The sequence below is a fragment of the Amycolatopsis melonis genome, from assembly GCF_040064235.1.
Taxonomy (GTDB): Bacteria; Actinomycetota; Actinomycetes; order Mycobacteriales; family Pseudonocardiaceae; genus Amycolatopsis; species Amycolatopsis melonis.
In genome coordinates this window covers 235,539-260,788 of record NZ_JBDZYD010000011.1, presented here as the reverse complement: position 1 = coordinate 260,788, position 25,250 = coordinate 235,539, and the positions used below count along the sequence as shown (strand labels likewise).

General features: G+C 71.1%; 20 protein-coding genes. 15 read left to right on the top strand and 5 right to left on the bottom strand.

The window, feature by feature from the left end:
- Positions 1-60: 60 nt before the first annotated feature.
- A complete protein-coding gene (locus ABJI51_RS29020) occupies positions 61-717 on the bottom strand; it encodes a hypothetical protein (protein ID WP_348954202.1) in 657 nt (218 codons plus the stop codon).
- A gap of 160 nt (positions 718-877) precedes the next feature.
- On the opposite strand from ABJI51_RS29020, the gene ABJI51_RS29015 reads away from it, so the two are divergent.
- The 3 genes from ABJI51_RS29015 to ABJI51_RS29005 all read left to right on the top strand — a co-directional run bounded on the left by ABJI51_RS29015 (position 878) and on the right by ABJI51_RS29005 (position 3,557).
- Entirely contained in the window at positions 878-1,201 is a 324-nt protein-coding gene (locus tag ABJI51_RS29015; protein WP_348954201.1) for a DUF6204 family protein, read from the top strand.
- Positions 1,202-1,314: 113 nt separating this feature from the next.
- Positions 1,315-2,367 (top strand): polyprenyl synthetase family protein, encoded by a 1,053-nt coding sequence (locus ABJI51_RS29010; RefSeq protein WP_348954339.1) that lies wholly within the window; start codon positions 1,315-1,317, stop codon positions 2,365-2,367.
- Between the two features lie 17 nt (positions 2,368-2,384).
- The gene (locus tag ABJI51_RS29005) at positions 2,385-3,557 is read left to right on the top strand and encodes a sunset domain-containing protein (protein WP_348954200.1); all 1,173 of its coding nucleotides are present in this window, start codon (positions 2,385-2,387) and stop codon (positions 3,555-3,557) included.
- A 159-nt stretch (positions 3,558-3,716) separates the two neighbouring features.
- On the opposite strand, the gene ABJI51_RS29000 is transcribed toward ABJI51_RS29005, so the two are convergent.
- The 3 genes from ABJI51_RS29000 to ABJI51_RS28990 all read right to left on the bottom strand — a co-directional run bounded on the left by ABJI51_RS29000 (position 3,717) and on the right by ABJI51_RS28990 (position 7,728).
- Positions 3,717-4,781: a 2-oxoacid:ferredoxin oxidoreductase subunit beta gene (locus ABJI51_RS29000; RefSeq protein WP_348954199.1), complete on the bottom strand. Its 1,065-nt coding sequence runs from the start codon at positions 4,779-4,781 to the stop codon at positions 3,717-3,719.
- Positions 4,778-6,700 (bottom strand): 2-oxoacid:acceptor oxidoreductase subunit alpha, encoded by a 1,923-nt coding sequence (locus tag ABJI51_RS28995; RefSeq protein WP_348954198.1) that lies wholly within the window; start codon positions 6,698-6,700, stop codon positions 4,778-4,780. The genes ABJI51_RS29000 and ABJI51_RS28995 overlap by 4 nt, the downstream gene beginning before the upstream one ends.
- Positions 6,701-6,963: 263 nt before the next feature.
- Complete coding sequence (locus ABJI51_RS28990) at positions 6,964-7,728, bottom strand: enoyl-CoA hydratase (RefSeq protein WP_348954197.1); 765 nt, start codon at positions 7,726-7,728, stop codon at positions 6,964-6,966.
- Positions 7,729-7,780: 52 nt separating this feature from the next.
- On the opposite strand from ABJI51_RS28990, the gene ABJI51_RS28985 reads away from it, so the two are divergent.
- Positions 7,781-8,170: a hypothetical protein gene (locus ABJI51_RS28985; RefSeq protein ID WP_348954196.1), complete on the top strand. Its 390-nt coding sequence runs from the start codon at positions 7,781-7,783 to the stop codon at positions 8,168-8,170.
- 355 nt (positions 8,171-8,525) lie between these two features.
- On the opposite strand, the gene ABJI51_RS28980 is transcribed toward ABJI51_RS28985, so the two are convergent.
- The gene (locus ABJI51_RS28980; protein ID WP_026468878.1) at positions 8,526-8,972 is read right to left on the bottom strand and encodes an Lrp/AsnC family transcriptional regulator; all 447 of its coding nucleotides are present in this window, start codon (positions 8,970-8,972) and stop codon (positions 8,526-8,528) included.
- A gap of 74 nt (positions 8,973-9,046) precedes the next feature.
- On the opposite strand from ABJI51_RS28980, the gene ddaH reads away from it, so the two are divergent.
- From ddaH to ABJI51_RS28925, 11 genes are all read left to right on the top strand, one after another.
- Entirely contained in the window at positions 9,047-9,892 is an 846-nt protein-coding gene (gene ddaH, locus ABJI51_RS28975) for a dimethylargininase (protein WP_348954195.1), read from the top strand.
- Positions 9,893-9,971: 79 nt separating this feature from the next.
- Positions 9,972-10,640: a polysaccharide deacetylase family protein gene (locus ABJI51_RS28970; RefSeq protein WP_348954194.1), complete on the top strand. Its 669-nt coding sequence runs from the start codon at positions 9,972-9,974 to the stop codon at positions 10,638-10,640.
- Between the two features lie 135 nt (positions 10,641-10,775).
- Entirely contained in the window at positions 10,776-11,453 is a 678-nt protein-coding gene (locus ABJI51_RS28965; protein WP_348954193.1) for a glycoside hydrolase family 75 protein, read from the top strand.
- A 205-nt stretch (positions 11,454-11,658) separates the two neighbouring features.
- A complete protein-coding gene (locus ABJI51_RS28960; RefSeq protein WP_348954192.1) occupies positions 11,659-12,975 on the top strand; it encodes a nucleotide sugar dehydrogenase in 1,317 nt (438 codons plus the stop codon).
- The gene (locus ABJI51_RS28955; protein WP_348954191.1) at positions 12,956-14,146 is read left to right on the top strand and encodes a glycosyltransferase family 4 protein; all 1,191 of its coding nucleotides are present in this window, start codon (positions 12,956-12,958) and stop codon (positions 14,144-14,146) included. The genes ABJI51_RS28960 and ABJI51_RS28955 overlap by 20 nt, the downstream gene beginning before the upstream one ends.
- A gap of 109 nt (positions 14,147-14,255) precedes the next feature.
- Positions 14,256-15,611 carry a GumC domain-containing protein gene (locus tag ABJI51_RS28950; protein WP_348954190.1) on the top strand — a complete coding sequence of 452 codons (1,356 nt, stop codon included), beginning with the start codon at positions 14,256-14,258 and terminating at the stop codon, positions 15,609-15,611.
- Entirely contained in the window at positions 15,608-17,356 is a 1,749-nt protein-coding gene (locus ABJI51_RS28945; RefSeq protein ID WP_348954189.1) for a Wzz/FepE/Etk N-terminal domain-containing protein, read from the top strand. Before ABJI51_RS28950 ends, ABJI51_RS28945 begins: the two co-directional genes overlap by 4 nt.
- A 34-nt stretch (positions 17,357-17,390) precedes the next feature.
- Positions 17,391-19,301: an asparagine synthase (glutamine-hydrolyzing) gene (gene asnB / locus ABJI51_RS28940; RefSeq protein ID WP_348954188.1), complete on the top strand. Its 1,911-nt coding sequence runs from the start codon at positions 17,391-17,393 to the stop codon at positions 19,299-19,301.
- Entirely contained in the window at positions 19,298-21,475 is a 2,178-nt protein-coding gene (locus ABJI51_RS28935; RefSeq protein WP_348954187.1) for a bi-domain-containing oxidoreductase, read from the top strand. The genes asnB and ABJI51_RS28935 overlap by 4 nt, the downstream gene beginning before the upstream one ends.
- 79 nt (positions 21,476-21,554) lie before the next feature.
- Positions 21,555-23,714, top strand: a complete 2,160-nt coding sequence (locus ABJI51_RS28930) for a heparinase II/III family protein (RefSeq protein ID WP_348954186.1) — start codon at positions 21,555-21,557, stop codon at positions 23,712-23,714.
- A gap of 9 nt (positions 23,715-23,723) precedes the next feature.
- Positions 23,724-25,250 (top strand): right-handed parallel beta-helix repeat-containing protein, encoded by a 1,527-nt coding sequence (locus tag ABJI51_RS28925; RefSeq protein WP_348954185.1) that lies wholly within the window; start codon positions 23,724-23,726, stop codon positions 25,248-25,250.

The window sequence follows — 25,250 nt, the reverse complement described above, 5'->3', positions numbered from 1 at the left end:
GGGCCGCGGCCGTCCTCTCGGTTGCTCCCCGGCCGCGGCCCTCGCCCCAGACTCAGGCACTCACGGGGTCGGGGTACACGACGTTTCCCCGAGCACCACCTTTCCGCTGATGCCCGACGCCGGCAGGAAGTCGATCCGCAGCATCGTCAGGCCGACGCTTCCGTCGCCCGGGAGGTTCTGGATGTTGAACACCGCGTTCGCCAGCACCGTTCCGTTGGACTTCTTGATCGGGGACACGTAGCCCGCCGGGACCGGGCTCGGTGGGTTGGGGATGCCCGTCATTCCGCCGAACGACCAGTTCGCGTTCGTCTGGGTCTGCGTGGCCACGCACTTCACCGTGAACGTCGACAGCTTGACCCGTGGGCCGCCCGCGCTCACCAGGGCCGACAGCTCGAAGTTCTTGCCCGTTGCCGTCGACGTGGTCGTCGTCGTGTCCGTGTTCGGGTCCGTCACCGTTGTCGTGCAGGACGATGTGCCGCCGCCGAACGTGATGCCCGGCTTGGACACCAGCTGGGCCGTTGCGCTCGTCGGGCCGTCGATCGAACAGTGGCCCTGGACCGGGACCGTGATCGTCGAGCCGTTCTTCGTGAACTCCGCCGAGCCGATGTCCGCCACCCCCGGCTGCGTGTCCGCGTGCGCCGGTGCGGCACCCACCGCCAGTCCGGCCGCCAACAGCGTTCCGGCGAGCCCCGCCCGCCTCGCGATCGTCGTGCGCATGTCGCTGTCCTCCCTGCCGAACGGTCTTCCTCAGGCTGAATATCCGCCTGCCGGAGACGTCCGTTGCGCCCGGAATCGCCGATCACCCGTTCGTGGATCATGAACCACCCGGTCGATATTCCCTTCGGTATCCGGATGCCGGCGCTATAGGTTCGCGCGCATGCCGACCTACCGAGTCCTCGTCCGGGGCAAGTTCGACCGGCCCTCTCCGGCCACCCGGGAAAAGCTCCTTGCCGGTGCGGGCTCCGACGACCTCGCCGGACAGCTCTTCAGCGAAGAGGGCGCGCTCACCTACAGTCACCACCTCGGCGGCTTCAGCTACCGGGTCGCCGTGGACGTCCCTGCAGGCGAGGACGCCACGCAGCAGGCGCACGACCAAGCCCAGCTCATGGCCATGGAACTGCTGGAGCGCGAGGGCTACCCGTACCGGGATCTGACCGTCGGCTCGACCTGCCTGGACGACATCCGGGCCAGGCGCCGCTGAGTGTCATGTTCGTCACCGTTTCCGCTGGACAGCGGGTAAACGACGACGCGGGGCAGCCACTACGCTCAGGGGGAACCCGACCGGTGCACGAGTAGAGCGGAGCCGACGTGTCTGTGCCTTCCCCAGCCCCCGGGGCGGGATCCCTCCCCGCTGCGCCGGGCGGCGCCATCGAGGACCTGCGGGCCTCGGTCGGCCTGCAGATCGCCGACGAAGGACTGCTGCGCGCCATCGCCGGCGGGCTGGCCGACGTCGAGAAGCTGCTGCGTGACGTCGTCCGCAGCGACGTCCAGGCCGTCAACGACGCCGCGTTGCACCTGGTCGAGGCCGGGGGCAAACGCTTCCGCCCGCTGTTCACCCTGCTCGCCGCGCAGTTCGGGCCGAAGCAGGACGACCACGTCGTCATCGCCGCCGCCGCGGTCGAGCTGGTGCACCTCGCCACGCTCTACCACGACGACGTCATGGACGAGGCCACCATGCGGCGCGGCGCCGAGAGCGTCAACGCGCGCTGGGACAACACCATCGCCATCCTCACCGGCGACTTCCTCTTCGCGCATGCCTCGCGCCTGGTCGCCGACCTCGGCACGGACGCGGCGCGGATCATCGCCGAAACGTTCGGTGAGCTGGTCACCGGCCAGATGCGCGAGACCGTGGGACCCGGACCGGGTGACGACGCCGTCGCGCACTACCTCACCGTGATCGCGCAGAAGACCGGCTCGCTGATCGCCACGTCCGGCCGGTTCGGCGGCATGATGTCCGGCGCCGCCGAGGAGCACATCGAGGCGCTGCGCCGGTTCGGCGACATCGTCGGCACCGCGTTCCAGATTTCCGACGACATCATCGACATCGCGTCGCCGTCCGACGAACTGGGCAAGGCGCAGGGCACCGACCTGCGCGAAGGCGTCCGGACGCTGCCGATGCTGTACGCGCTGGCCGACCCGGACACCGACCCGCGGCTGGTCGAGCTGCTGTCCGGCCCGATCGCCGACGACGCCCTCGTCCAGGAGGCGCTGGAGCTGCTCCGCGCGAGTAGCGGACTCGAACGCGCGCGCGTCACCCTTTCCGACTACGCTCAGCGCGCGCGAGCCGAGCTCGCCGCGTTGCCCGCGTCACCCGCCCGGGACGCGTGCGAGTCGGTTGCCGACTACCTGGTCGCGCGCACGCACTAAACAGGGGCAGGAAAGAGATGTCCATTTTCGGACAGGTTTGGGTGTGGAGCCTCGCGGCGTTCTTCGTCGGGGTGCTGCTCACCTGGCTGGTGCTGGTGCTGCCGCTCCGCAAGAGCGTCCGCAAGCTGGAGAGCGCGCTGGCCCAGGCACACGCCGACGCCGCGCGCACCCCCGCGAACGCCGCCGGCGTGACCGGCACCGAGGTCTTCTCGCGGCCGGAACCGCGTCCCGAGCCGGAGCCGTCGCGCCAGGAGACGTCCTACCCGGGGACGCTGGCCGCCGTGCCGCCGATCCACCGCGACGACGTCCACGATGACATCGACGCGGACTTCGCCGAGCTGGACGCCCAGGTGCCGTCGTTCACGCCGCCCGCGGAGCCGGAGGAGACCCGGCCGGAGCCGGAGCCTGCCCAGGACGACCCGTACCGCGCCGCCGCGACCCAGTTCCTGACCCCGGTCCCGGAGGCCGAGCCGGAGGAGCCGGTGTCCGGGCTGGAGCAGCAGTTCGACCCGGAGCCCTCGGGCTCGCTGTTCGACCCGCCGCCCGCCGCCGAGCCGCACACGCCGGCGCCGGACTGGTTCGACCGCGAGCCGCGGTCGGAGCGGTCGCCGTTCGAAGAGCCGGTGGAGCGCACGCGCTACCTCGGCGAGCACGCCGGCTCGCTCCACGACGACGAAGCCGAGCCGCCGCAGTACGCGTTCGGCGGCGACGAAGCGACGGGCGGCGACCTGGACGTGCCGCCGGAGACGCCGGCGGAGGCGACCCAGGTGCTGCCGAAGCGCCAGCCGCGGGAGACGTCGGTGCGTGGCGGGTTCGACGCGCCGCAGCCGATCCAGCCGTCGATGCGCACGGTCGAGCGGCGCGAGCCGGACCTGTCCGGTGCGCACAGCGGCTCGCTGTTCGAGCCCGCGGTGCAACCGAACCAGGCCGCGGCAAGCATCGCGGCGCCCGAGCCGCCGCCCGCCCGTCAGGTGGCGGGCGACTCGGTCCCGCCCGGCCCGTTCGGTCCCGGTTCGGCGATGCCGCGCCCGGGCGGCGGCGCGCCCAGCGACGCGTTCGCGGTCAAGGCGAGCGTCACGGCGCTGCGGTACTGCACCGAGGATTCGGCGCAGTTCCCGAAGATGGTCGCCGAGGTGTGGTTCCGCACCGCCGAGGACGCCGAGCGCGTCGGGTTCCGGCCGCTCACCTGACGAGCTTCAGGCGGCCTGGAACAGGACCAGGGCGGCGCCGCCGGGTCGAATGACCCAAAAATTAGGACACGTGTCCCAACTCAGGCTGTCCCAAATGCGCTGAAGGCCACCATCAGGGCATCCAATGCCGTGATGGTGGCCTTCAGCGGCTTTGGGGAACTACGCGACCGTCCAGGTGTCCTTGCCGCGCAGGAGACCCTGCAGGTCCGGGGTGCGGGCCGCGCGGGCCTGCTCGACCTGGGCGCGGGCGCCGTCGTCGTACGTCGGGCGCTCGACCTGGCGGAGGATGCCCGTCGGGACGTGGTTGAGGTTCTGGTCGCCCAGGCGCGACAGCGCGAACGCGTACGACGTGTCGGTGATCGTCGGGTCGTGCACGACGATGTTGTCCTCGCCGATGTCGGCGACCTTCGCGACGTCCAGGCCGCCCCAGTCGCCGCGCTTGACGCCGAACTCCTGGTTGGGGCCGAACCGGATCGGCTCGCCCGCGCGCAGCGGGATCAGCCGGGTCGCGGCCTCGTCGGCGTCCTTGAGGACGTCGAACGCGCCGTCGTTGAAGATCGGGCAGTTCTGGTAGATCTCCACCAGCGCCGACCCGCGGTGCTGCGCCGCCGCCTGCAGGACCTCGGTGAGGCCCTTGCGGTCGGAGTCCAGCGCCCGGCCCACGAACGACGCCTCCGCGCCGATCGCCAGCGACAGCGGGTTGAACGGCGTGTCCACCGAACCCATCGGCGTCGACTTCGTGACCATGCCCTGCCCGGACGTCGGCGAGTACTGGCCCTTGGTCAGCCCGTAGATCCGGTTGTTGAACAGCAGGATCTTGATGTTCACGTTGCGCCGCAGCGCGTGGATCAGGTGGTTGCCGCCGATGGACAGCGCGTCGCCGTCCCCGGTGACGACCCACACCGACAGGTCCGGCCGGGTGGTGGCCAGGCCGGTCGCGATCGACGGCGCGCGGCCGTGGATCGAGTGCATGCCGTAGGTGTTGAGGTAGTACGGGAACCGCGACGAGCAGCCGATGCCCGAGACGAACACGATGTTCTCGCGCTTGAGGCCGAGCGTCGGCAGGAAGGACTGGACCGCGTTGAGCACGACGTAGTCGCCGCAGCCCGGGCACCAGCGGACTTCCTGGTCCGATTTGTAGTCCTTGGCCTTCTGCGGCTCGTCGGTGCTCGGCACGAGGTCCAGGCCGCCGAGCGTGGGCAACCCCAGGTCAATTGCGGTCACTTCGCCGCCTCCGTAACGCCGGTGATGATCTCCGAGAAGACGTTCTGCAGTTCCTCCGCCTTGAACGGCAGCCCGGCCACCTTGGTGTGCGAGTGGACGTCCACCAGGTACTTCGCGCGCAGCAGCAGCGCGAGCTGGCCCAGGTTCATCTCCGGCACCACGACCTTGTCGTAGCTGCGCAGGATGTCGCCGAGGTTGGCGGGCAGCGGGTTGAGGTGCCGCAGGTGCGCCTGCGCGATCGGCAGGCCGAGCTTGCGGACGCGGCGGCAGGCCGCGCCGATCGGGCCGAACGAGCTGCCCCAGCCGAGCGCGAGCACGCGGGCCTTGCCGCCGCTCGGGTCGTCGACCACCAGGTCGGGCACGTCGATGCCGTCGATCTTCGCCTGCCGAAGCCGGACCATCTTGTCGTGGTTGTCCGGGTCGTAGGAGATGTGGCCGGTCTTGTCGGCCTTCTCCAGCCCGCCGATGCGGTGCTGCAGCCCGGCGGTGCCCGGGACGGCCCAGGCGCGGGCGAGGGTCTCGGGGTCGCGGACGTACGGCCAGAACTCGCCGGATCCGTTGTCGGCGTTGGGTTCGGTGGCGAAGTCGACGCGCAGGTCCGGCAGCGACTCGACGTCCGGGATGAGCCACGGCTCGGAACCGTTGGCGATCGCGCCGTCCGACAGCAGCAGCACCGGGGTCCGGTACTTCAGCGCGATGCGGGTGGCTTCGAGGGCCGCGTCGAAGCAGTCCGCCGGCGACAGCGGCGCCACGATCGGCACCGGCGACTCGCCGTTGCGGCCGAACATCGCCTGCAGCAGGTCGGCCTGCTCGGTCTTGGTCGGCAGGCCGGTCGACGGGCCGCCGCGCTGGACGTCGATGACGACCAGCGGCAGCTCGACCATCACGCCGAGGCCGATGGTCTCCGACTTCAGCGCGACACCCGGGCCGGACGTCGAGGTGACGCCGAGCGCGCCGCCGTAGGACGCGCCGAGTGCGGCGCCGATGCCGGCGATCTCGTCCTCGGCCTGGAAGGTGATGATGCCGAAGTTCTTGTGCTTGGACAGCTCGTGGAGGATGTCCGACGCCGGGGTGATCGGGTAGGTGCCCAGCAGGATCTGCAGGCCCGAGCGCTGCCCGGCGGCCACGATCCCGTAGGCCAGCGCGGTGTTGCCGGTGATCTGCCGGTAGGTGCCCTGCGCGAGCTTCGCCGGGGCGACCTCGAACGTCGTCGCGAACGACTCGGTGGTCTCGCCGTAGTTCCACCCCGCCCGGAAGGCCAGGATGTTCGCCTCGGCGATCTCCGGCTTCTTCGCGAACTTCTCGCGCAGGAACCGCTCGGTGCCCTCGGTCGGCCGGTGGTACATCCACGACAGCAGGCCGAGCGCGAACATGTTCTTGCAGCGCTCGGCGTCCTTCTTGCCGAGGCCGGTGTCGGCGAGCGCGCCCTGGGTCAGTGTCGACATGGCGACCCGGTGCACCTGGTACGGGGCGAGGGTGTCGTCGTCGAGCGGGTCGGTCGCGTAGCCGACCTTGGTCAGGTTGCGCTTGATGAACTCGTCGGTGTTGAGGATGATCGTCCCACCGTGCGGGACGTCGCCGAGGTTCGCCTTGAGCGCCGCCGGGTTCATCGCCACGAGCACGTCCGGCCGGTCGCCGGGGGTCAGGATGTCGTAGTCGGCGAAGTGCACCTGGAACGAGGAGACGCCGGGGATCGTGCCCTGCGGGGCGCGGATCTCGGCGGGGAAGTTCGGCATCGTCGACAGGTCGTTGCCGAACGCGGCGGCCTCGGACGTGAACCGGTCGCCGGTCAGCTGCATGCCGTCGCCCGAGTCGCCGGCGAACCGGATGACCACCCGGTCCAGCTTGCTGACCTCGGTCGGCCTGGTTGCGGCGAGCGAGCCGTGACCAGCGCCGTTGCCGTTCTCACTCGTGCTCATGGGTCAGGGATTCCCTCTCTCCCGACGTTTACGGCCTTCGGTCGGCCTGTCCTGTGTCGTGACAGGCGGATCACCAGGCCCTATCACGAGGTTAGCTCGCGCCCGGGGTCCATGTTCCCGCGCGTCCCGGCCCGCGGGCGACCTCATTGCTGCGCTGCCGGGCCTCTGTGCTGGTCCGGCAAATACCTGTAACTCATGGTAACGGCTATCGCCGTCTTCCCGCTGTGACGCGCATCTCCGCGTAGGGGGTCCACCTGCTGGGATCACGACGGTGCCCGGATCCGCGCGCGCAGTGCTTCGAGCCGGGTGGCGAACTCCGGCGAGGCCAGCGACGCCAGCTGCGGCTCGATTTCGACGTCGACGGCGTCCGCGTGCGCGGCCAGCGACGCGGTCTTCCGGAGACTGCGCTTGGTGGCCAGCAGCGCTTCGCGCGGCGCGGCGACCGCAGGGGCCGCCAGCTCGCGCGCGGCGGCGACGAGCGCGTCATGGTCGCCGTCGACGACCCGCAGCGCCAGCCCGGCGGACACGGCGGCTTCGGCGTCGAGCGGCTGCCCGAACAACGTCATCGCGGCGGCCTGCTGCGGGCCGGCCAGCCGCTGCGTCATCCACGTCATGCCGCCACCGGGATGCAGCCCCAGCTCGAGGAACCGGGCGACGAACTTCGCGCGCGGCCCGGCCAGCCGGACGTCGGCGGCGAGGGCGAGGTTCAGCCCGGCACCGACCGCCGCGCCCCCGACGGCGGCGATGGTCGGCAGCGAGCAGCGGGCCACGGCGAGGAAGCCTTCGTAGATGGCACGCAGGCCGCGTTCGTCGGCGTGGGCGAGTGCGTCGAGGTCCGCGCCGGCACAGAAGGCGGGCGGCGTGCCGGTGACGACGACGGCGTGCACGGACTCGTCCCGTTCGGCGGCTTCGACGGCGGCCGCGAGCTGCGCGGACAGGTCGAGCGTCAGCGCGTTGCGGCTCCCGGGCGCGTCCACGGTCAGCAGGGCAACGCCGCCGGCGTGCTCGCGGACGATGCGGTCGGTCATGCCGTAAGCGTGGCACGGCGGAGGCGCGTCTCGATCGGGTATGACTGGATTCATGGGGGAACTGCTGGGTGTGGTGGTGAAAGGCCTCGTCGTCCTGCTGGGCAACCTGCTGACGACGGTCGACATGGCCGAGCTGTCCGGCGGCCGCCGGCGCCGTGCCCGCGCGGCGGCCCAGGCCCGTGGCGAGCGGGTGGAGTACCCGTGCGTGCTGCGCGACGAGCAGCTGACGGAGGGCCGCGAACGCCGCGGGCGGCTGGCGGTGGGTGCGGGACCGGTGCAGTGGCTGGCGCCGGGCCGCGAGCCGGCGGCGTTCGACCCGGGCGAGCTGACGATGCAGGCGGTGGACCGGCAGGCGGTGACGTTCCACGCCGCGGGCGGCCGGACCGAGCTGCGCCTGCACCCGGACGAGGCGCCGGCGGTACTGCGGGCACTGGGCGGCTGAAGGGCGGGCCTCCGCCCCCCGTTCACCAGCGTATCGGGGAGGACCGACAGTTTCGGGATCCGCCCGCTCGCCGCGTGCGTCCCGGACCCCGCGGCAAAGCCGTGAGGGGGCACATTGCCGGACTCTATGTCCAGGGTCCCGGCAAAGTCGCGCTGTGCCGTCGCACTGAAGGGCACCTTCAGTGCATCTGAGGTAAGCAAGGTGCCCTTCAGCTCGGCGTGAGCCGGCGACCCCGGACGCCGGCCCCGGCGAGCCTCCACCCACACGTCATGAACGACTCGTTCCTGTCGTCAGACGAGGTGAACGACTCGTTCATGACGTCCGGTCACCCCGCGGCACAGCGACTTTGCCCGGCTCACTCCTCCGGCGTCGGCGGCCGCTCCAGCAGGCGGGACAGCACCACCGTCGACACCGTCCGGTCCACGATCTCCAGGCCGCGCAGGCGCTCCAAAGCCGTCTCCAGGTGGTGGATGTCCGCCGCGCGGAGGTGGACGATGGCGTCCGCCGCGCCCGAGACCGTGTACGCCGCCACCACCTCCGGCAGGGGTTCCAGCCGCGCGCGGATGCGGGCCGGGGTGATGTTGCCCTGGCAGGTGACCTCGACGAACGCCTCCGTTCCCCAGCCCAGTGCCTCCGGGTCGACCACCGCCGTGAAGCCGCGCAGGATGCCCGTCTCCAGGAGCCGGTCGACCCTTCTCTTGACCGCCGGGGCGGACAGGCCGACCACCTTGCCGATCTCCGCGTAGCTGGAGCGCGCGTTCGCCACGAGACACGAAACGATTCGCTGGTCGATGGTGTTCACACGCAACATTTAGCACAGATATGCGCAGCGAACAGCGATTGATTGCGATATTAGGCAGCCCTTACCCTGCACTCATGCAGGGATCACTGGCCACCCGCGTACCGACCACCCGCCGATACCTGATGTGCCCGCCGCGCTTCTTCGCGGTGGATTACGTGATCAACCCCTGGATGGACCCGACCCAGCCGGTCAGCGCCGACGTCGCCATGGCGCAGTGGACCGAGCTGCGCGACACCTACCGCCGCCTCGGCCACACCGTCGAGGAGATCGACCCCCAGCCCGGGCTGCCCGACATGGTGTTCGCCGCCAACTCCGGCACCGTCGTCGACGGCCGCGTGCTCGGCTCGCGGTTCCGCGCCCCGCAGCGCGCCGCCGAGGCCGAGCACTTCCGCCGCTGGTTCGTCGAGCACGGCTACCGCGACATCACCATGCCGGAGAAGATCAACGAGGCCGAGGGCGACTTCGCCTGGACCGGCACCCTGCTGCTCGCCGGCACCGGCTTCCGGACCGACCCGGCCGCGCACGCCGAAGCCCAGGAGGTCCTCGGCGTCCCGGTTGTCTCGCTGCAGCTGGTCGACCCGCGCTACTACCACCTCGACACCGCGTTGTTCGTGCTCGCCGAAGCCACCGACACGACCCGCGCGCAGATCGTCTACTACCCGGACGCCTTCTCCGCCGGCTCGCGCCGCGTGCTGGAGCGGCTGTTCCCCGACGCCGTGCTCGCCACCCGGGAAGACGCCGAGTGCTTCGGTCTCAACGGCGTGTCCGACGGCCGCAACGTCGTGCTGCCGGTCGAGGCCACCCGGCTGGGTGAGCGGCTCGCCGAGCGCGGGTACGAGCCGGTCTACGTCGACATTTCCGAGCTGCGCAAGGCGGGCGGCGGCCCGAAGTGCTGCACGCTGGAGATCCGGAAGGGCTGATTTCGCCCGGACCTGTAACTCACCCGTTTGCCACCGCGATTAATCGAAGTAACAAACTGGCTACTCGGGGTGGCGGGCGGTGGGAGCGGTGACGGTGATCCTCGCCGTGCACGGGATCGGGCGGCCTGCCCGTCAGCTCGATCCCGGTGAGGACGAGCAGTGGCTGACCGTCGAGCAGTTCGAGCGGGTGCTCGACGTCGCCGCCGCGCGCGAAGACGTCCACCTCACCTTCGACGACGGCAACGAGTCCGACGTCGAGATCGCGCTGCCGCGGCTGGTCGAGCGCGGGCTGACGGCGGAGTTCTTCCCGCTCGCCGGACGGCTCGGCCAGCGCGGGTACGTCGATCGCGACGGCCTGCGCGAGCTGGTGCGCGCCGGGATGGAAGTCGGCTCGCACGGCTGGGAGCCGCGGGACTGGCGGCGGCTCGACGACCGCCACGCGCGGCGCGAGCTGACCGACGCGCCGAAGCTGCTCGGCGACCTCTGTGGACGGCCGGTGCGGCGGTACTCCCTGCCGTTCGGGGCCTACGACCGCCGCGTGCTCGCGCGGCTGCGCCAGGCCGGGGCCACCCGCGTCTATTCGAGCGACGGCGGCCGGGCCCGCCGGGACGGCTGGCTGCAGGCCCGCACCGAGCTGCGGCACGACCTCGACGGCGAGTGGCTCGACGGCGTGCTGACCGCGTCGCCCGGCCTGTCCCGGCGAGCGGGACGCTGGGCGAGCCGCCTGTTCCGCCGCACCGGGGGATGAGCAGGGTTTTCGTCAAGCCGGGCCGGATGCTGGGAAATTCCCGGACCACAGGGTCTTGAACCGGTGGTGTCCCGGGTGCATCCTGGTGCCCCGCCGCCGTAAGGAAAGTTTCCTAACCAAAGGGAGCAACCGGGAATGCGGAAACTGATCCTGTTCGCGACGCTGGCCCTCGTCGCCGCCCTCCTGCCGCCGTCACTCGCGGCCGCGGCACCCGCGGCCGTCGAAGCCGGCCCGACCGCCGCCCAGCTGCTGGCGAAGACGAACAGCTGCCGTCAGATCTCCAACGGCAAGTACAAGACCGACGAAGACGTCTCCAGCCGGACCGTCGCCGTCTGCGACGCGAACGGCGCGGTGTTCTGGAAAGCCGACATGGACATCGACTGTGACGGCCAGCGCACCGCGGAGTGCAACGAGAACACCGACTGCTGCTTCCAGCCCGACACGGCGTTCCCGCAGTCCGACGGCAAGCCGCTCAACGCCGCGAAGCTGCCCTACATCGTCGTGCCGAGTCCCAGCAGCATCTGGAAGTACTCCTCGTCCGGCCTCAAGGGCGGCGGCTCCTGCGCGGTGATCTACAACGGCAAGGTGGAGTACGCGGTCATCGGTGACACCGGGCCGTCGCAGATCATCGGCGAAGCGTCCTACGCGACGGCGAAGGACCTCGGCATCAACCCCGACCCGTCCAACGGCGGCACCGACTCCGGGGTGACCTACATCTGCTTCAAGAACTCGACGGTCTCGCCGATCGAAAACCACGCCAACGCGGTGAGCAAGGGACAGAACCTCGCCACGGCGTTCGTGAACAACAACTGAAATCTCTTCACCGGACGGCGGCGGACCGTGGTTCTCGGCCACGGCCCGCCGCCGTCCCGCGCGGGAAATCGCAATCCGAATTTCACCTGGATCCCTTGCGCCTCACCGCAGTCTCACGCGTTCCCCCGTCCGCCGCACCCGCGGTAACGATCCAGGGGCGCCCGCCGACCAACTTGAGGGTCGCGCGGAAAAGCGGAGGTTTGGCGTGAAGATCAGTGTCTTCGGGCTCGGTTACGTCGGTTGTGTCTCCGCCGCGTGCCTGGCGGGGCAAGGGCACCGGGTGGTCGGCGTGGACGTCAACCCGGTCAAGATCGACCTCATCACCGCGGGCAAGGCGCCGGTGGTCGAGGAGCGGATCGGCGAGCTGACCGCCGAGGTCGTCGCGAGCGGCGCGCTGAGAGCCACGACCGACGTCGCCGAAGCCGTCGCCGACAGCGAGATCTCGCTGGTCTGCGTCGGCACGCCGTCCGCGCCGAACGGCAGCCTCTCCACCGTCTACCTCGAGCGCGTCGCCGAGGAAATCGGCGAAGCGCTGGCGGCCAAGAGCGAGCGGCACACCGTCGTCTTCCGCAGCACCATGCTGCCCGGCACCTGCCTCGACCTGCTGATCCCGATCCTGGAGAAGGCGTCGGGCCGCACGGCGGGCGTCGATTTCGGGGTCGCGGTGAACCCCGAATTCCTGCGCGAGGGCACCAGCGTCCGCGACTTCTTCGACCCGCCGAAGACCGTGATCGGCGAGATCGACGAAGCCAGCGGCGACGCCGTCGCGGCGCTCTACGAAGGCCTGCCCGGTCCCGTCTTCCGCGTGCCGATTCCGGTCGCGGAAATGACGAAATACGCCGACAACTCCTTCCACGGCCTGAAAATCGGGTTCGCGAACGAGCTGGGCGCGATCTGCCGGGCGCTGGGCCTCGACTCCCACCAGGTGATCGACGTCTTCCTCGCCGACACCAAGCTCAACATCAGCCCCGCCTACCTCAGGCCGGGCTTCGCCTTCGGCGGCTCGTGCCTGCCGAAGGACCTGCGCGGGCTGGTCTACGCCGCGCACCGCGCCGACGTCAGCGTGCCGATCCTGTCGCACGTGCTCGCGTCGAACGACGAGCACCTGCAGCGGGCGTTCGACCTGGTCGCGCGTACCGGCAAGCGCAAGGTCGGGCTGTTCGGCCTGTCGTTCAAGCCCGGCACCGACGACCTGCGCGAGTCGCCGCTGGTCGAGCTGGCCGAGAAGCTGCTCGGCAAGGGCTACGACCTGAAGATCTACGACGCGAACGTCAGCCTCTCGCGGCTGATGGGCGCCAACCGCGAGTACATCGAGGGCCGGCTGCCGCACCTCGGCCAGCTGCTGGCCGGGTCCGTCGCGGAAGTCATGGACCACGCCGACGTCGTCATCGTCGGCTGCAAGGACCCGGACGTGCTGGCGGCCCTGCCGCACGGCGGCGACCGGGTGCTCGTCGACCTCGTCCGCCTGCCCGACGCCGCCGAGCGTCGCCTTGAAGAGGGATATGCCGGTCTTGCCTGGTAAAGCGCTCATCCTCGTCGAAAACCTCTCGGTTCCGTTCGACCGGCGCGTCTGGCAGGAGTCCACGACCCTGCGCGACGCCGGGTGGGAAGTCCACGTGATCTGCCCGCAGGGCACGAAACGCGACACCGAGGCCGAAGCCGTCGTCGACGGCGTCCACATCCACCGGTACCCGCTCAAGGCGGCGACCGGCGGCCCCGCCGGCTACCTGCAGGAGTACGGCAGCGCGCTGTGGCACACGCTGCGGCTGGCCCGCAAGGTCGGGCCGGTCGACGTCGTGCACGCCTGCAACCCGCCGGACCTGCTTTACCTGGTCGCCAAGGTGCTCAAGCGGCAGGGCGCGAAGTTCATCTTCGACCAGCACGACCTGTGCCCCGAGCTGTACCTGTCGCGCTTCGACCGCGGCCAGGACCTGCTCTACCGCGGGGTCTGCGCCCTCGAACGCGCCACCTACCGCGCCGCCGACGTCGTCATCGCGACCAACGAGAGCTACAAGCAGGTCGCCCGGATCCGCGGCGGCAAGCGCCCCGAAGACGTCTTCGTGGTGCGCAGCGCCCCGGTCGTCGAGCGGTTCCACGAGGTGCCCGCCGAGCCCGAGCTGAAGAAGGGCAAGCCGTACCTGCTGGCCTACCTCGGCGTGATGGGCCCGCAGGACGGCGTCGACTACGCCCTGCGCGCGCTCGCCAAGCTGCGGGACGAGGTCGGCCGCACGGACTGGCACGCGGTGTTCGTCGGCTCCGGCGACGCCTTCGACGACATGGTCGCGCTGTCGGCGAAGCTCGGGCTGGCCAACCAGGTCGAGTTCACCGGCCGGATCTCCGACGAGGACCTCGTCCGCTACCTGTCCACCGCCGACGTCTGCCTGTCGCCGGACCCGCTCAACCCGCTCAACGACGTCTCCACGATGAACAAGGTCATGGAGTACATGGCGATGAGCAAGCCGATCGTCTCCTTCGAGCTGCGCGAGGCCCGCGTTTCCGCAGGTGACGCGGCCGTGTACGCCCCGGCGAACGACGAGTCGGCGTTCGCGGAACTGGTTTCGCGGCTGCTCGACGACCCGGAGGAGCGCGTCCGGATGGGCAAGCTCGGCCAGGCCCGGGTGGCGGGCCCGCTGTCCTGGGAGAACTCGGCGAAGGCGCTGCTCGCGGCGTATGAGCACGCTGTGAGGTCCTGATCGCCGTTCGGTCAAGAAGTCACCGAACTTGTAACCAATGTTCCCGGCCCGACGACGGTTGGGGTGACCGGCCGATCCACGGAACCCGTTCGGCGTACCCGTTCCAGGAATGGAGATCCCGCCGTTGACCGAAGACACGGTGCGCCTGTCCCTGGTCGGGCAGGTCCTGCGACGGCGCTGGCGGCTCCTGGCCGCCCTCGCCGTGCTGGGCGCGCTGGTCGGCGTCGTCGCGTCGATCCTGTTCTCGCCCGGCTACAAGACCTCCGCCGGCGTGCTGCTCCAGGGCCCGCGGCAGGCCGACGAGCTGCTGACTCAGGCCGAGATCGCGACCAGCTCGGTCGTGCTCGACCGGGCCGCCGCGCAGCTGCCGTGGCATCCGGCGGGCGCCGACCTGAAGAAGCAGGTCACCGCGTCGGTGGCGCAGGGCAACGTCGTGACGATCACCGTCTCGGCCGACACCGCCGAGCACGCCCAGCAGCTCGCCGACCAGGTCGCGCAGCAGTACGTCAAGTACTCGGTGCAGCTGGCGAGCAACTCCGCGGACGCCTCGGTGCAGCTGGCGCAGGAGCAGCGTGAGTCGCTGCGCCAGCAGGTCAAGCTGACCACCGAGAAGATCAGCGAGATCGCCAAGAACGTCGGCGGCGAGCTGACCGTGGAGAGCGTCCAGGTCCGCACCCAGCTCGAAGGGCTGCGGACGTCGCTGGAGCAGGCCATCAACGACCTCAACCAGGCCGACCTCGCCACCGGCGTCGGCAACACCGTCGTCATGGGCAGCGCCGAGCGGCCCACCGGGCCCGCGGCCCCGACGATGGTCCAGCTCGCCGCGGGCGGCGCGGTGCTGTTCTTCCTGGCCGGCGTCTTCGGCCACCTGTTCACCGCCCGCGCCGACCGGCGCCTGCGTGGCGAGCCGGACATCGCCGCGGCACTCGGCGCGCCGATCCTCGCCGGCGTCGACGTCACGACTCCGCAGGGCGACCGCCGCCCGGCCACCGGGTTCACCGGCAGGCTGCGGCGGCTGCTCGGCGGCGACCGGCCCTGGCTGCTCCCGCCGGTCGAGACGTCCGCCGACGAGGTCAACCGCGACATCCGCTACCGGCGGGTGCTGGCCCGGCTGGCGACCGGCCCGGCCGACCTCCTGCTGCTGGTCGCCGACGACGACGAGACGGGCAAGCTGGCCGCCGGGCAGCTCGCCGCGCTGGCCGACCGGCTGTCGGTGCCGCTGCGGATCTTCGAGTTCTCGGCCGGGCGGCCTGCCGTGCCGGACGCCGGCGCGAGTTCCGGTGTCCTGGTCGTGCTCGGCGCCGGCACGCGCACCGCGTGGCAGCTCGTCCGGCTCGCCGAAGCCTGCACCGACGCGGGCCAGGAAATCCTCGGCGCCGTCCTCACCCATCCCGTCCGGCCGCTCGCGCCGGACGCCGGACCCGCGGCGAAAGCCCCCGAGAAAGCCCTGGCAGGTTCGGCGTGACGACTGCATCCGAAACTCCGGCCGCCCCGCTGTTCGACCTCCAGCGGCTGTTCGTCGCCATCCGCCGTCGCAAGCGGTTCTGGCTGGCCACCGCCCTGCTCGGGCTGATCGCGGGCACGCTCGTCGGCTTCGTGCTCCCGACGCCGCCGACCGCGGTCACCAAGGTCATCGTCGTCCACCAGGACGACTCGCCGACCGACAGCGGCACGCTCATGCGCACCGACGTCGCGGTGCTGCAGACGACCCAGATCGCCGCGGGCGCGCTGAAGAAGCTGGGCAGCACCCAGGCCCCCGAAGAGTTCATGAAGAACTACGCCGGGCTGGGCCTGACGAACAACGTCATGCAGATCACCGTCAAGGCCAAGAGCGGCGACGAGGCCGTGGCGCAGGCGAAGGCGCTGGCCGAGACGTTCATCGCCGACCACGTCCAGCGCAGCCAGGCCGCCGCGGCCGCGCAGTCGAAGGCCATCCTCGACCAGCGGAAGAACGCCCAGGACGAACTCGCCAAGGTCGACCAGCAGATCGCGGACGAGACCGGCAAGGGCCGCAACGCCAACGCCAGCACCCTCGAAGGGCTCTACGGCCGCCGCGCCGCGCTGGCGTCGCAGATCTCCGACTTCGACTCGCGCGCCCAGCAGGCAGGCATCGGCAGCCCGCAGGTCGCCGCGGGCACCCAGGTCGTCGACGCGGCCCGGCTGCTGCCCAAGGCGTTCCTCAAGACCACCGCGACCAACGCGGGCATCGGCACCGCGCTCGGCCTGGTCCTCGGGCTCGCGCTGGTCGCCGTCGGCGCGGTGTCCCGCGACCGGCCGGTGCTGCGCCGCGAGATCTCCACGCACCTCGGCGCGTCCGTGATTGCGCAGCTGCCGTCGAAGCAGCGGGGCCTGGCGAAGGTGTGGAAGCGGTCCCGTGCCGTCTCGGAACGCCGTCGCGTCGCCACGACGCTGGTACGCCTGATCCGGCAGGACCCGCGCGAGGTGTCACTGCTGGAACTGGGCGCGGCGCGGACGGCCGCCGAACTCGCCCTCGACATCGCCGCGGAACTCCCCGCGAGCGTCGTCGACGACCTGCCGGGCGAGGACGTCCGCAAGCTGGCGGCCGAGTCGAAGAGCGAGATCGCCGTGCTGGGTGCCGGGGATCCCGCCGGGGAACCGGGGGAGCGCCGGGTCGGCGTCGGCACGGTGTCGCCGGGGACGGCGTGGACGGACCTGGAGCACCTCGGCAAGGAGACCGTGCTGGTCGTCAAGGCCGGGCACGCGAACACGCTGTGGCTGCACACCGTCGCCCGGCAGCTGGCCGACCAGCAGATCCCGGTCGTCGGCATCGTGCTGGTCGACCCGGACCCGCGCGACAAGTCCGACGGCACGCTGTGGGACGGCCTGCACACGGCGTTGCGCGGCCGCGCCGGCCTGGCACCCGCGGCGCCGAAGGCCCCGGCCGAGAACACGGACGCGGACCGGCTGGCCGAGCGGATCGCCCAGCAGGTCGCCGAGCGCGTCGCGGTCGCGGAACCGCCGACACGCCGGTTCACCCCGGTCCGGCCGGTGATCCCGCCCGCACTGGCCAATCCGCGGCCACCGGGCACCGTGAGCGTCCCGGACCACTTCGACGCGCCCACGAAGAAGTTCGCCCCGGTCAAGCCGCCGAAGCGGCCGTCACCGTTCAAGCGCGACAGCGCCGAGCCGGCACACAAGGGCGAGCTCGACGCCGACCTCGAGTCCGAAACGAGCGCGGAAGTCTCTTGACTCCCGCCGCGAACCGAAGGGGAACCCGCTCGAGATGTGCGGCATCGCAGGCACCTACCTCTGGCCGGACGGCGGGCCGCTCACCGACCGGCTGACCAAGACGCTGGCCCACCGCGGTCCGGACGGCTCCGGCCGCTACGACCACGCCGCCGGCACCGGCTCCGTCCACTTGGGACACCGGCGGCTGTCGATCATCGACCTGTCCGAGACCGGCGCGCAGCCGATGGTCCTCGACGGCCTCGCGCTGAGCTACAACGGCGAGCTGTACAACGCGCCCGAACTGCGGGCCGAACTCGAAGCCGCGGGGGTGCGCTTCCGCGGCACTTCCGACACCGAGGTGCTGCTGCAGGCGTGGCGGCGCTGGGGTACCGGCTGCCTGCCCAAGCTGCGCGGGATGTTCGCGTTCGCGTTGTTCGAGGAGGGCACCGGCGAGCTGTTCCTGGTCCGCGACCAGCTGGGCATCAAGCCGCTGTTCTTCGTCCGCCGCAACGGCGGCGTCGCGTTCGCGTCCGAGCTGAAGGCGCTGGCCGGTGAGCTGGGCGGGGCCCTGCAGGTCGACAACGCGGCGCTGATCGCGTCGCTGCTCTACTACTGGGTGCCCGACAGCCGGTGCGCCTACCAGGGCGCGGAGAAGCTGCAGCCGGGCACGTGGCTGCGCTGCCGCCCGGACGGCCAGGTCGACCGCGGCCGGTTCTGGTCACTGCGGGAGGTCGCCGAGGAGGGCGCGGCGTTCGACGGCGAGGTCGACCTGCACGCCGTCATCGCCGAATCGACCGCGAAGCACCTGCTCTCCGACGTCCCGGTGGCGACGTTCCTCTCCGGCGGCTTGGACTCCAGCTACCTGACGGCGCTGGCCGCGCGGTCGCAGCCGGGGATTTCCGCCTACACCATCGGGTTCCGCGCCGAGGACGCCAAGTTCGAGGCCATGCCCGACGACCTGCGGTACGCCCGGATCGTCGCCGAGAAGTTCGGCGTCGACCTGCACGAGATCGAGATCGCGCCGCAGGTGCTCGACCTGCTGCCGAAGATGACCTACCACCTCGACGAGCCGATCGGCGACCCGGCGGCGATCAACTCGTTCCTGATCTGCTCGGCCGCGCGCGAGGCCGGCGTCAAGGTGATGCTGTCCGGGATGGGCGCCGACGAGCTGTTCGCCGGCTACCGCAAGCACCTGGCGAACCTGATCGCCCTGCGCTACCACAAGGTGCCGGGCGCGGTCCGCCGTCCGGTCGAGTCCCTTGTGGACAGACTGCCGGTCGCGTCGGCCAAGCGCGGCTACCGCTCGGTGCGGTTCGCCAAGCGGTTCCTGTCCTTCGCGGGCCTGCCCGAGGAGACGGCGTTCCGGCGCAGCTACACCATGTACGACCGCGCGGAGCTGCTTTCCCTGGTGAACCCGGACTTCGCGCCCGCGGTCGACGACGTCCTCACCGAGCACGCCGACACGTACCACGACCAGGCGCTCGACGACTTCGTCAACCGCATGTGCCTGGCCGACTCGCGACTGTTCCTGCCCGGTCTCAACCTGACCTACACTGACCGGTCCACGATGGCGGCGTCCACCGAGGTGCGGACGCCGTTCGTCGACGTCGAGGTCGTGCGGGCCGCGTTCAAGATCCCCGGCAGCAAGAAGATCGTCGGCCGCGCCGGGAAGGTCGCGCTGAAGAACGCGGCGCTGAACATCCTGCCGAGCGAGATCGTGCACCGGCCGAAGGGCCTGTTCAGCGCGCCGCTGCGGGCGTGGATGAGCCGCGACCTCGCGCCGCTGGTGCGGGAAGTCGTCAACGAAGGCGTGCTCGTGCAGTCCGGGTTCCTGCGCCGCGAGGCCCTGCAGCGCATGGTCGACGAGGACGCCGCGGGCCAGGAGGACCGCGGCAAGCACCTCTGGCACGTCTTGACTCTTGAGTATTGGTACCGGAACGCGATGTCTGGAGCGGGAGCGAAGTGAAGCAGGTAGTCCAGAACTACAAGAGCGGTGAGCTGGCGCTCCTCGACGTGCCGGAACCGGCCTGCAAGCCGGGTGGCGTGCTGGTGCGGACGGTGTACTCGCTGATCTCGACCGGCACCGAGATGATGAAGGTGTCCGAGGCGAGCATGTCGCTGGTGGGCAAGGCCAAGGCCCGCCCGGACCAGGTGGCGAAGGTGATGCAGAGCGTCGCCACCAACGGCCTCGCCGCCACCTACCGCAAGGTGACGTCCAAACTGGACTCCTACACCCCGCTCGGCTACTCGCTGTGCGGCATCGTCGAGCAGGTCGGCGACGGCATCACCGACGTCAAGGTGGGTGACCTCGTCGCCTGCGCGGGCAACGAGCACGCGCTGCACTCCGAGCTGAACTGGGTGCCGAAGAACCTGTACACGCCGGTCCCGGCCGGTGTCGACCCGCGGCACGCGGCGTTCGGCACCGTCGGGTCGATCGCCATGCAGGGCGTCCGCCGCGGCGAGCCGCAGATCGGCGACGTCGCCCTGGTCATCGGGCTCGGCCTGATCGGCCAGCTCGTCGTGCAGCTGCTGGTGTCCTCCGGGGTGCGCGTCGTCGGCGTCGACCCCGACCCGGACCGCTGCAAGCTCGCCGAGAGCCTCGGCGCGCTGACCTGCGCACACCCGGCGTCCGGCATCGTCGACACGGCCGTCGACGAGCTGACGCACGGCGCGGGCGTCGACCAGACCTACCTCGCCGCGGGCGGCAACACCAACGACCCGGTGGAGCTGGCCGCGAAGCTGTCGCGTGACCGCGGCCGCGTGATCGACATCGGCAAGTGCAAGCTCGACCTGCCGTGGAACGCCTACTACGAGAAGGAACTGGACGTCCGGTTCTCGCGGTCGTACGGCCCCGGCCGTTACGACCCGTCGTACGAGCTGGAAGGCCGCGACTACCCGATCGGGCAGGTCCGCTGGACCGAGCGCCGCAACCTCGAGTGCGTCCTCGACCTGATCGCCCGCGACCGCCTCGACGTCGAGCCGCTGATCACGCACGTGGCGGACTTCTCGGACGCTGTGTCGACGTACCAGTCCCTGAACGAGGGTGCGTTGAAGGCGGTGGCGGTGCTGTTCCGCTACCCGGAGGCGGTCGCCCGGACCGAGCCGGTCGTGACGTCCGCGCGGCTCGGCGTGGTCTCGACCCCGGCGGCGGCGTTCCCGGCGGGACAGCCGGTGCGGCTGGGCTTCATCGGCGCGGGCAACTACGCGTCGTCGATGCTCCTGCCGCACCTGGTCGAGCGCGACGACGTCCAGCTCAAGCACGTCGCGACGACGTCGGCGCTGTCGGGTGCGAACGCCCGCCGCAAGTTCGGTTTCGCCGAGGCGTCCACGGACATCGACAACATCCTCGGCGACGACACGATCGACGCGGTTTTCGTGGTGACGCGGCACAGCTCGCACGCGGAGCTGACCCGGCAGGCGCTGCTGGCAGGCAAGACGGTGTTCGTCGAGAAGCCGCTGGCGCTGTCGGCCGAGGAGCTGCAGAAGGTCCTCGACGCGATCGAGGAGTCCGGCAACGACCGCCTCCAGGTGGGCTTCAACCGCCGGTTCGCACCGCTGCTGCACGAAGCCCGCGCGCAGTTCGGCCCGCGGGTAGGCCCGGCAACGGTCCGCTACCTGGTCAACGCGGGCCGCCTCGACCACGGAAGCTGGTACAACCAGACGGCCACGGAGGGCTCCCGTTTCGCGGGCGAAGGCGGCCACTTCATCGACACGGTGAGCTGGCTGCTGGACGCGGACCCGGTATCGGTGTACGCAACCGGCGACCTCCAGGTGACGCTGGCTTATCAGGACGGTTCGACGGCGGTCATCACGTATGCGGAGACGGGTTCATCGGGCTTCCCGAAGGAAACCCTGGACCTCACGGCAGACGGCAAGGTCCTGAAGTTCGACGACTTCGTCAGGGCATCGGTGTACTCGCGCAAGAAGTGGACGAGTTCGAGAATCCCGAAGGGCCGCGACAAGGGCCAGGCAGCCGAGGTAGACGCCTTCCTGACGGCGGTCCGCACGGGCGGCCCGATGCCGATCCCGGTGGCGTCTTTGGCGGCAACGACGTTGGCAACGCTGGCGGCCCAGACGAGCGTGGCGAACGCGGCCCCGGTACGGATCGAGTTGCCGGCGAAGACGGGCACCCCGGCATGACGAGCGGGCAGCTGCTGACCCGGTCCGCGCTGGCGGGTGCGGGTGGGCTGGTGCTTCCGTGGAAGGCCGGTGACCGCCCATGATGGGGCCCGCCTGGTACCTGCGCCGGCTGTCGCGGATGGGGCCGGCCGAGGTTGTCGGCCGCGCGCGGCATGCCGTCGTGCAGCGGCAGTGGCGGACCGCGCCGCCATTGCCTCCCGAGTGGCCGTCGCACCCGCGGTTCGCCGCCGTGCTGCCGTCCGGGGTGCTGGGCAAGGTGTCCGGCGAGGCGGTTTCGCGGCTGCTGGCCACCGCCGACGAGCTGATGGACGGCCGCGCGGAGTACTTCGGCGTGGTCCGCACGGACATGGTTGCCCCGGACTGGTTCCTGGATCCCAAGACCGGCCGTCGCGCGCCCTCGGACGAGTACGCCTTCGACGTCCCGTACCGCTCGGAAGACACCGTCGGCGACATCAAGCAGATCTGGGAACCGTCGCGCCACCAGCACCTCACCGTGCTCGCGGCGGCGTACGCGCTGACCGGGTCACCGGCTTATGCCACGCGGGTCGCCGAGCACCTGAGGTCGTGGTGGGCCGCGAACCCGCCGTTGCGGGGACCGCACTGGATCAGCGGGATCGAGCTGGGCATCCGGCTGCTGTCGTGGGTCTGGGTGCGCCGCCTGCTCGACGGCTGGCCCGGGGCCGTCGAGCTGTTCGAGGACAACCCGGACTTCCAGCTCCAGCTGTGGCACCACCAGAACTGGCTCGCGACGCTGCGCAGCCACGGCTCGTCGGCGAACAACCACGTCATCGCCGAGGACGCGGGCCTGCTCGCCGCGGCGTGCGCGTTCGGCTGGTTCCCGGAGTCGGCGGGCTGGCGGACCGCGGCGATGCGGTCGCTGGACGTCCAGCTCGGCCGCAACACCTTCGGCTCGGGGCTCAACGCGGAACTGGCCTCGGAGTACCACGGCCTGGTGCTGGAGCTGGGCCTGGCGGCCGCGCTCGAGGCGGACGCGGCGGGCACGCCGGTCCCGGATTCGACGTGGGACGTCCTCCTCCGCATGACGGACGCGCTGGCGTCCATTGTGGACGGAAGGCTGCGCCCGCCCCGCCAGGGCGACGCGGACGACGGGTTCGGCCCGATCGTCGACGGCACGGCAACCGACCGCTGGGCGTCGCTGCTGGCCTCGGGCGAGGTGCTGTTCGGCAGGCCGGCCTGGTGGCCGGCCGTCCTGGCCGACGACGTCCGCACGCCGCTGTTCGCCTCCCTGGCCGCGCGCACGCCGCGGGCCACGGGCGTCCGCCCCGGTCGCCGCCCGGCGCACCTGCGCGACGCGGGCATGACGATCCTGCGTTCGGGCCCGCTGTGGGTCCGCTGCGACGGCGGGCCGCACGGGTTCCTGTCGATCGCGGCCCACGCCCACGCGGACGCGCTGGCGTTGGAGGTCCGCCACGACGGCGTGGACGTCCTCGCCGACCCGGGCACGTTCTGCTACCACGGCGAGCCGCAGTGGCGGTCGTACTTCCGCTCGACGCTGGGGCACAACACGCTGGAACTGGACGGCCGGGACCAGTCGACGTCCGGCGGCCCGTTCCTGTGGACCCGCCACGCCCGGACCAAGGTGCTGTCGGTGCGGACGCCACCCGAAGGCCCGTCCCGCTGGTCGGCGGCCCACGACGGCTACGCCCCGGCGGTCCACCGCCGCACGGTCGAGCTGGACGGCGGGACGCTGGTGATCACCGACGAGGTCCTCGGCGAGACGGGAGCGCCGGGCCGCCTGGCGTTCCACTTCGGACCGGCGGTCACGGTGACCCTCGACGGCACCACGGCCCGGCTCAGCTGGCCCGAGCCGTCCGGATCCGGCGTCGCCGCGCCCGATGCGGTCTCGGACTCCGCGGCAGCGGCCGGTGCGGTCGAGTCCAGCTCGCCTTCCGCGGCTGGTGTGGCCGAGCATGGCTCGCCCTCCGCTGTGGCCGAGCCCGGCTCGCCCTCCGCGGCCGGTGCGGTCGCGTCCACCTCGCCCTCCGCGGCCGGGATGCCCGATCCGCTCGCCGGCAGCGTGTCGGGGTCCCTGGCCGGTGGCGGGCTGCGGACCGCCGTCATGGAACTGCCGCCCGAGCTGGCGTGGAGCGTGCACCGGGGCGAAACCGACCCGCCGCTCGGCTGGTACTCCGCGGGCTTCGGCCGGAAGGAACCTTCGACCACGCTCATCGGCTCCGGCACGCCCGGACACCTCACCACCCTGCTCCGCTTCAGTTAGGACCCGCCCGTGACAGCCCGCCGCTTCCGCCTCCGCCACGCCGCACCGCTGGTCGGCGTCCTGCTCACGGTTGCGGCGTGCTCGGGCGGCCCGGACACCGACGGCGGCCCCGCCCAGGCCACGCCCGCGCCCAGCGGGTCCGTCGCGGCGGTGTGCGACAAGGAACCCGCCGGCCCGGCGACCGCACCCGCCGGCGCGGTCGCCGTCGATCCGGCCGTGCCCGGTGACCTGGCGGCGAAGACCCGCTCGGCCGGTCCGGGCACGACGTTCTGGCTCAAGCCGGGCAAGCACATCCTCGGCGACGACAAGTACGACCAGGTGACCCCCAAGGACGGCGACGTCTACATCGGCGCCCCGGGCGCGATCGTCGACGGCCGCAAGATCAACCAGTACGCGTTCACTGGCCACGCGAAGAACGTCAAGCTCACCTACCTGACCGTGCAGGGCTTCGCCGCGCCCCACGACGAAGGCGTGGTCAACCACGACTCCGGCGACGGCTGGGTCATCGAGCACTCGACGATCCAGGACAACGACGGCGCCGGCCTGATGGCGGGCGCCCGTCAGCAGGTGCGCGGCAACTGCCTGCGCCGCAACGGCCAGTACGGCATGAACGCCTACTCCGGCCAGACCCCGATCACCGCGCTGGTCGTCGAGGGCAACGAGGTCGCGGGCAACAACACCGGCGACTGGGAGAAGAAGATCGACGGCTGCGGCTGCAGCGGCGGCATCAAGTTCTGGCAGGTCGACGGCGCCGACGTGCGCGGCAACTGGGTCCACGACAACCGCGGCACCGGGCTGTGGGCCGACACGAACAACAACGACTTCCTCATCGAGGGCAACCTCATCGAGGGCAACGACAGCGCCGCGCTGATCTACGAGATCAGCTACAACGCCGTCATCCGGGACAACACGATCCGGAACAACAACTGGGCCGACGGCCGCCGCTACGCCGACCGCGGCGACAACTTCCCGACGGCGACGATCTACATCTCCGAGTCCGGCGGCGAGCCGCGCGTCAAGGCGCGCACCGCGAAGATCGAGATCTCCCGCAACTACCTGGAGAACAACTGGTCCGGGATCACGCTGTGGGAGAACGCCGACCGGTTCTGCAACAGCCCGGCCAACACCTCCTCCGGCGACTGCACCCGGCTGGTGCCGGGCGTGAAGCAGTGCGCGGCCCCGGCGATCACGGCAGGCCCGCTGCTGTCCGACTGCCGCTGGAAGACCCAGCACGTCGACATCCACGACAACAAGTTCGTCCTCGACCCGGCGGTCGTGGGCTGCCAGGCGACGTGCGGCCGGATGGGCCTGCTGGCGAACTTCGGCTCCTACCCGGAGTGGTCGCCGTACAAGGGCGACGCGGTCCAGGAAGCGGTCACGTTCAAGCAGGACAACCGCTGGCACGACAACAGCTACGTCGGCCCGTGGACGTTCGTCGTTTACACGACCGACCGCGTCCTGGAGATCGGCGAGTGGAAGGGCGCGCCGTACTCGCAGGACACCGGCAGCACCTACACCATGCAGGGCGGGGGCTGA

Coding starts and splice junctions, on each gene's coding strand:
- ABJI51_RS29020 (WP_348954202.1), bottom strand. CDS start 717: ATGCGCACGACGATCGCGAGGCGGGCGGGGCTCGCCGGAACGCTGTTG.
- ABJI51_RS29015 (WP_348954201.1), top strand. CDS start 878: ATGCCGACCTACCGAGTCCTCGTCCGGGGCAAGTTCGACCGGCCCTCT.
- ABJI51_RS29005 (WP_348954200.1), top strand. CDS start 2,385: ATGTCCATTTTCGGACAGGTTTGGGTGTGGAGCCTCGCGGCGTTCTTC.
- ABJI51_RS28995 (WP_348954198.1), bottom strand. CDS start 6,700: ATGAGCACGAGTGAGAACGGCAACGGCGCTGGTCACGGCTCGCTCGCC.
- ABJI51_RS28990 (WP_348954197.1), bottom strand. CDS start 7,728: ATGACCGACCGCATCGTCCGCGAGCACGCCGGCGGCGTTGCCCTGCTG.
- ABJI51_RS28985 (WP_348954196.1), top strand. CDS start 7,781: ATGGGGGAACTGCTGGGTGTGGTGGTGAAAGGCCTCGTCGTCCTGCTG.
- ddaH (WP_348954195.1), top strand. CDS start 9,047: ATGCAGGGATCACTGGCCACCCGCGTACCGACCACCCGCCGATACCTG.
- ABJI51_RS28965 (WP_348954193.1), top strand. CDS start 10,776: ATGCGGAAACTGATCCTGTTCGCGACGCTGGCCCTCGTCGCCGCCCTC.
- ABJI51_RS28955 (WP_348954191.1), top strand. CDS start 12,956: ATGCCGGTCTTGCCTGGTAAAGCGCTCATCCTCGTCGAAAACCTCTCG.
- ABJI51_RS28950 (WP_348954190.1), top strand. CDS start 14,256: ATGGAGATCCCGCCGTTGACCGAAGACACGGTGCGCCTGTCCCTGGTC.
- asnB (WP_348954188.1), top strand. CDS start 17,391: ATGTGCGGCATCGCAGGCACCTACCTCTGGCCGGACGGCGGGCCGCTC.
- ABJI51_RS28930 (WP_348954186.1), top strand. CDS start 21,555: ATGATGGGGCCCGCCTGGTACCTGCGCCGGCTGTCGCGGATGGGGCCG.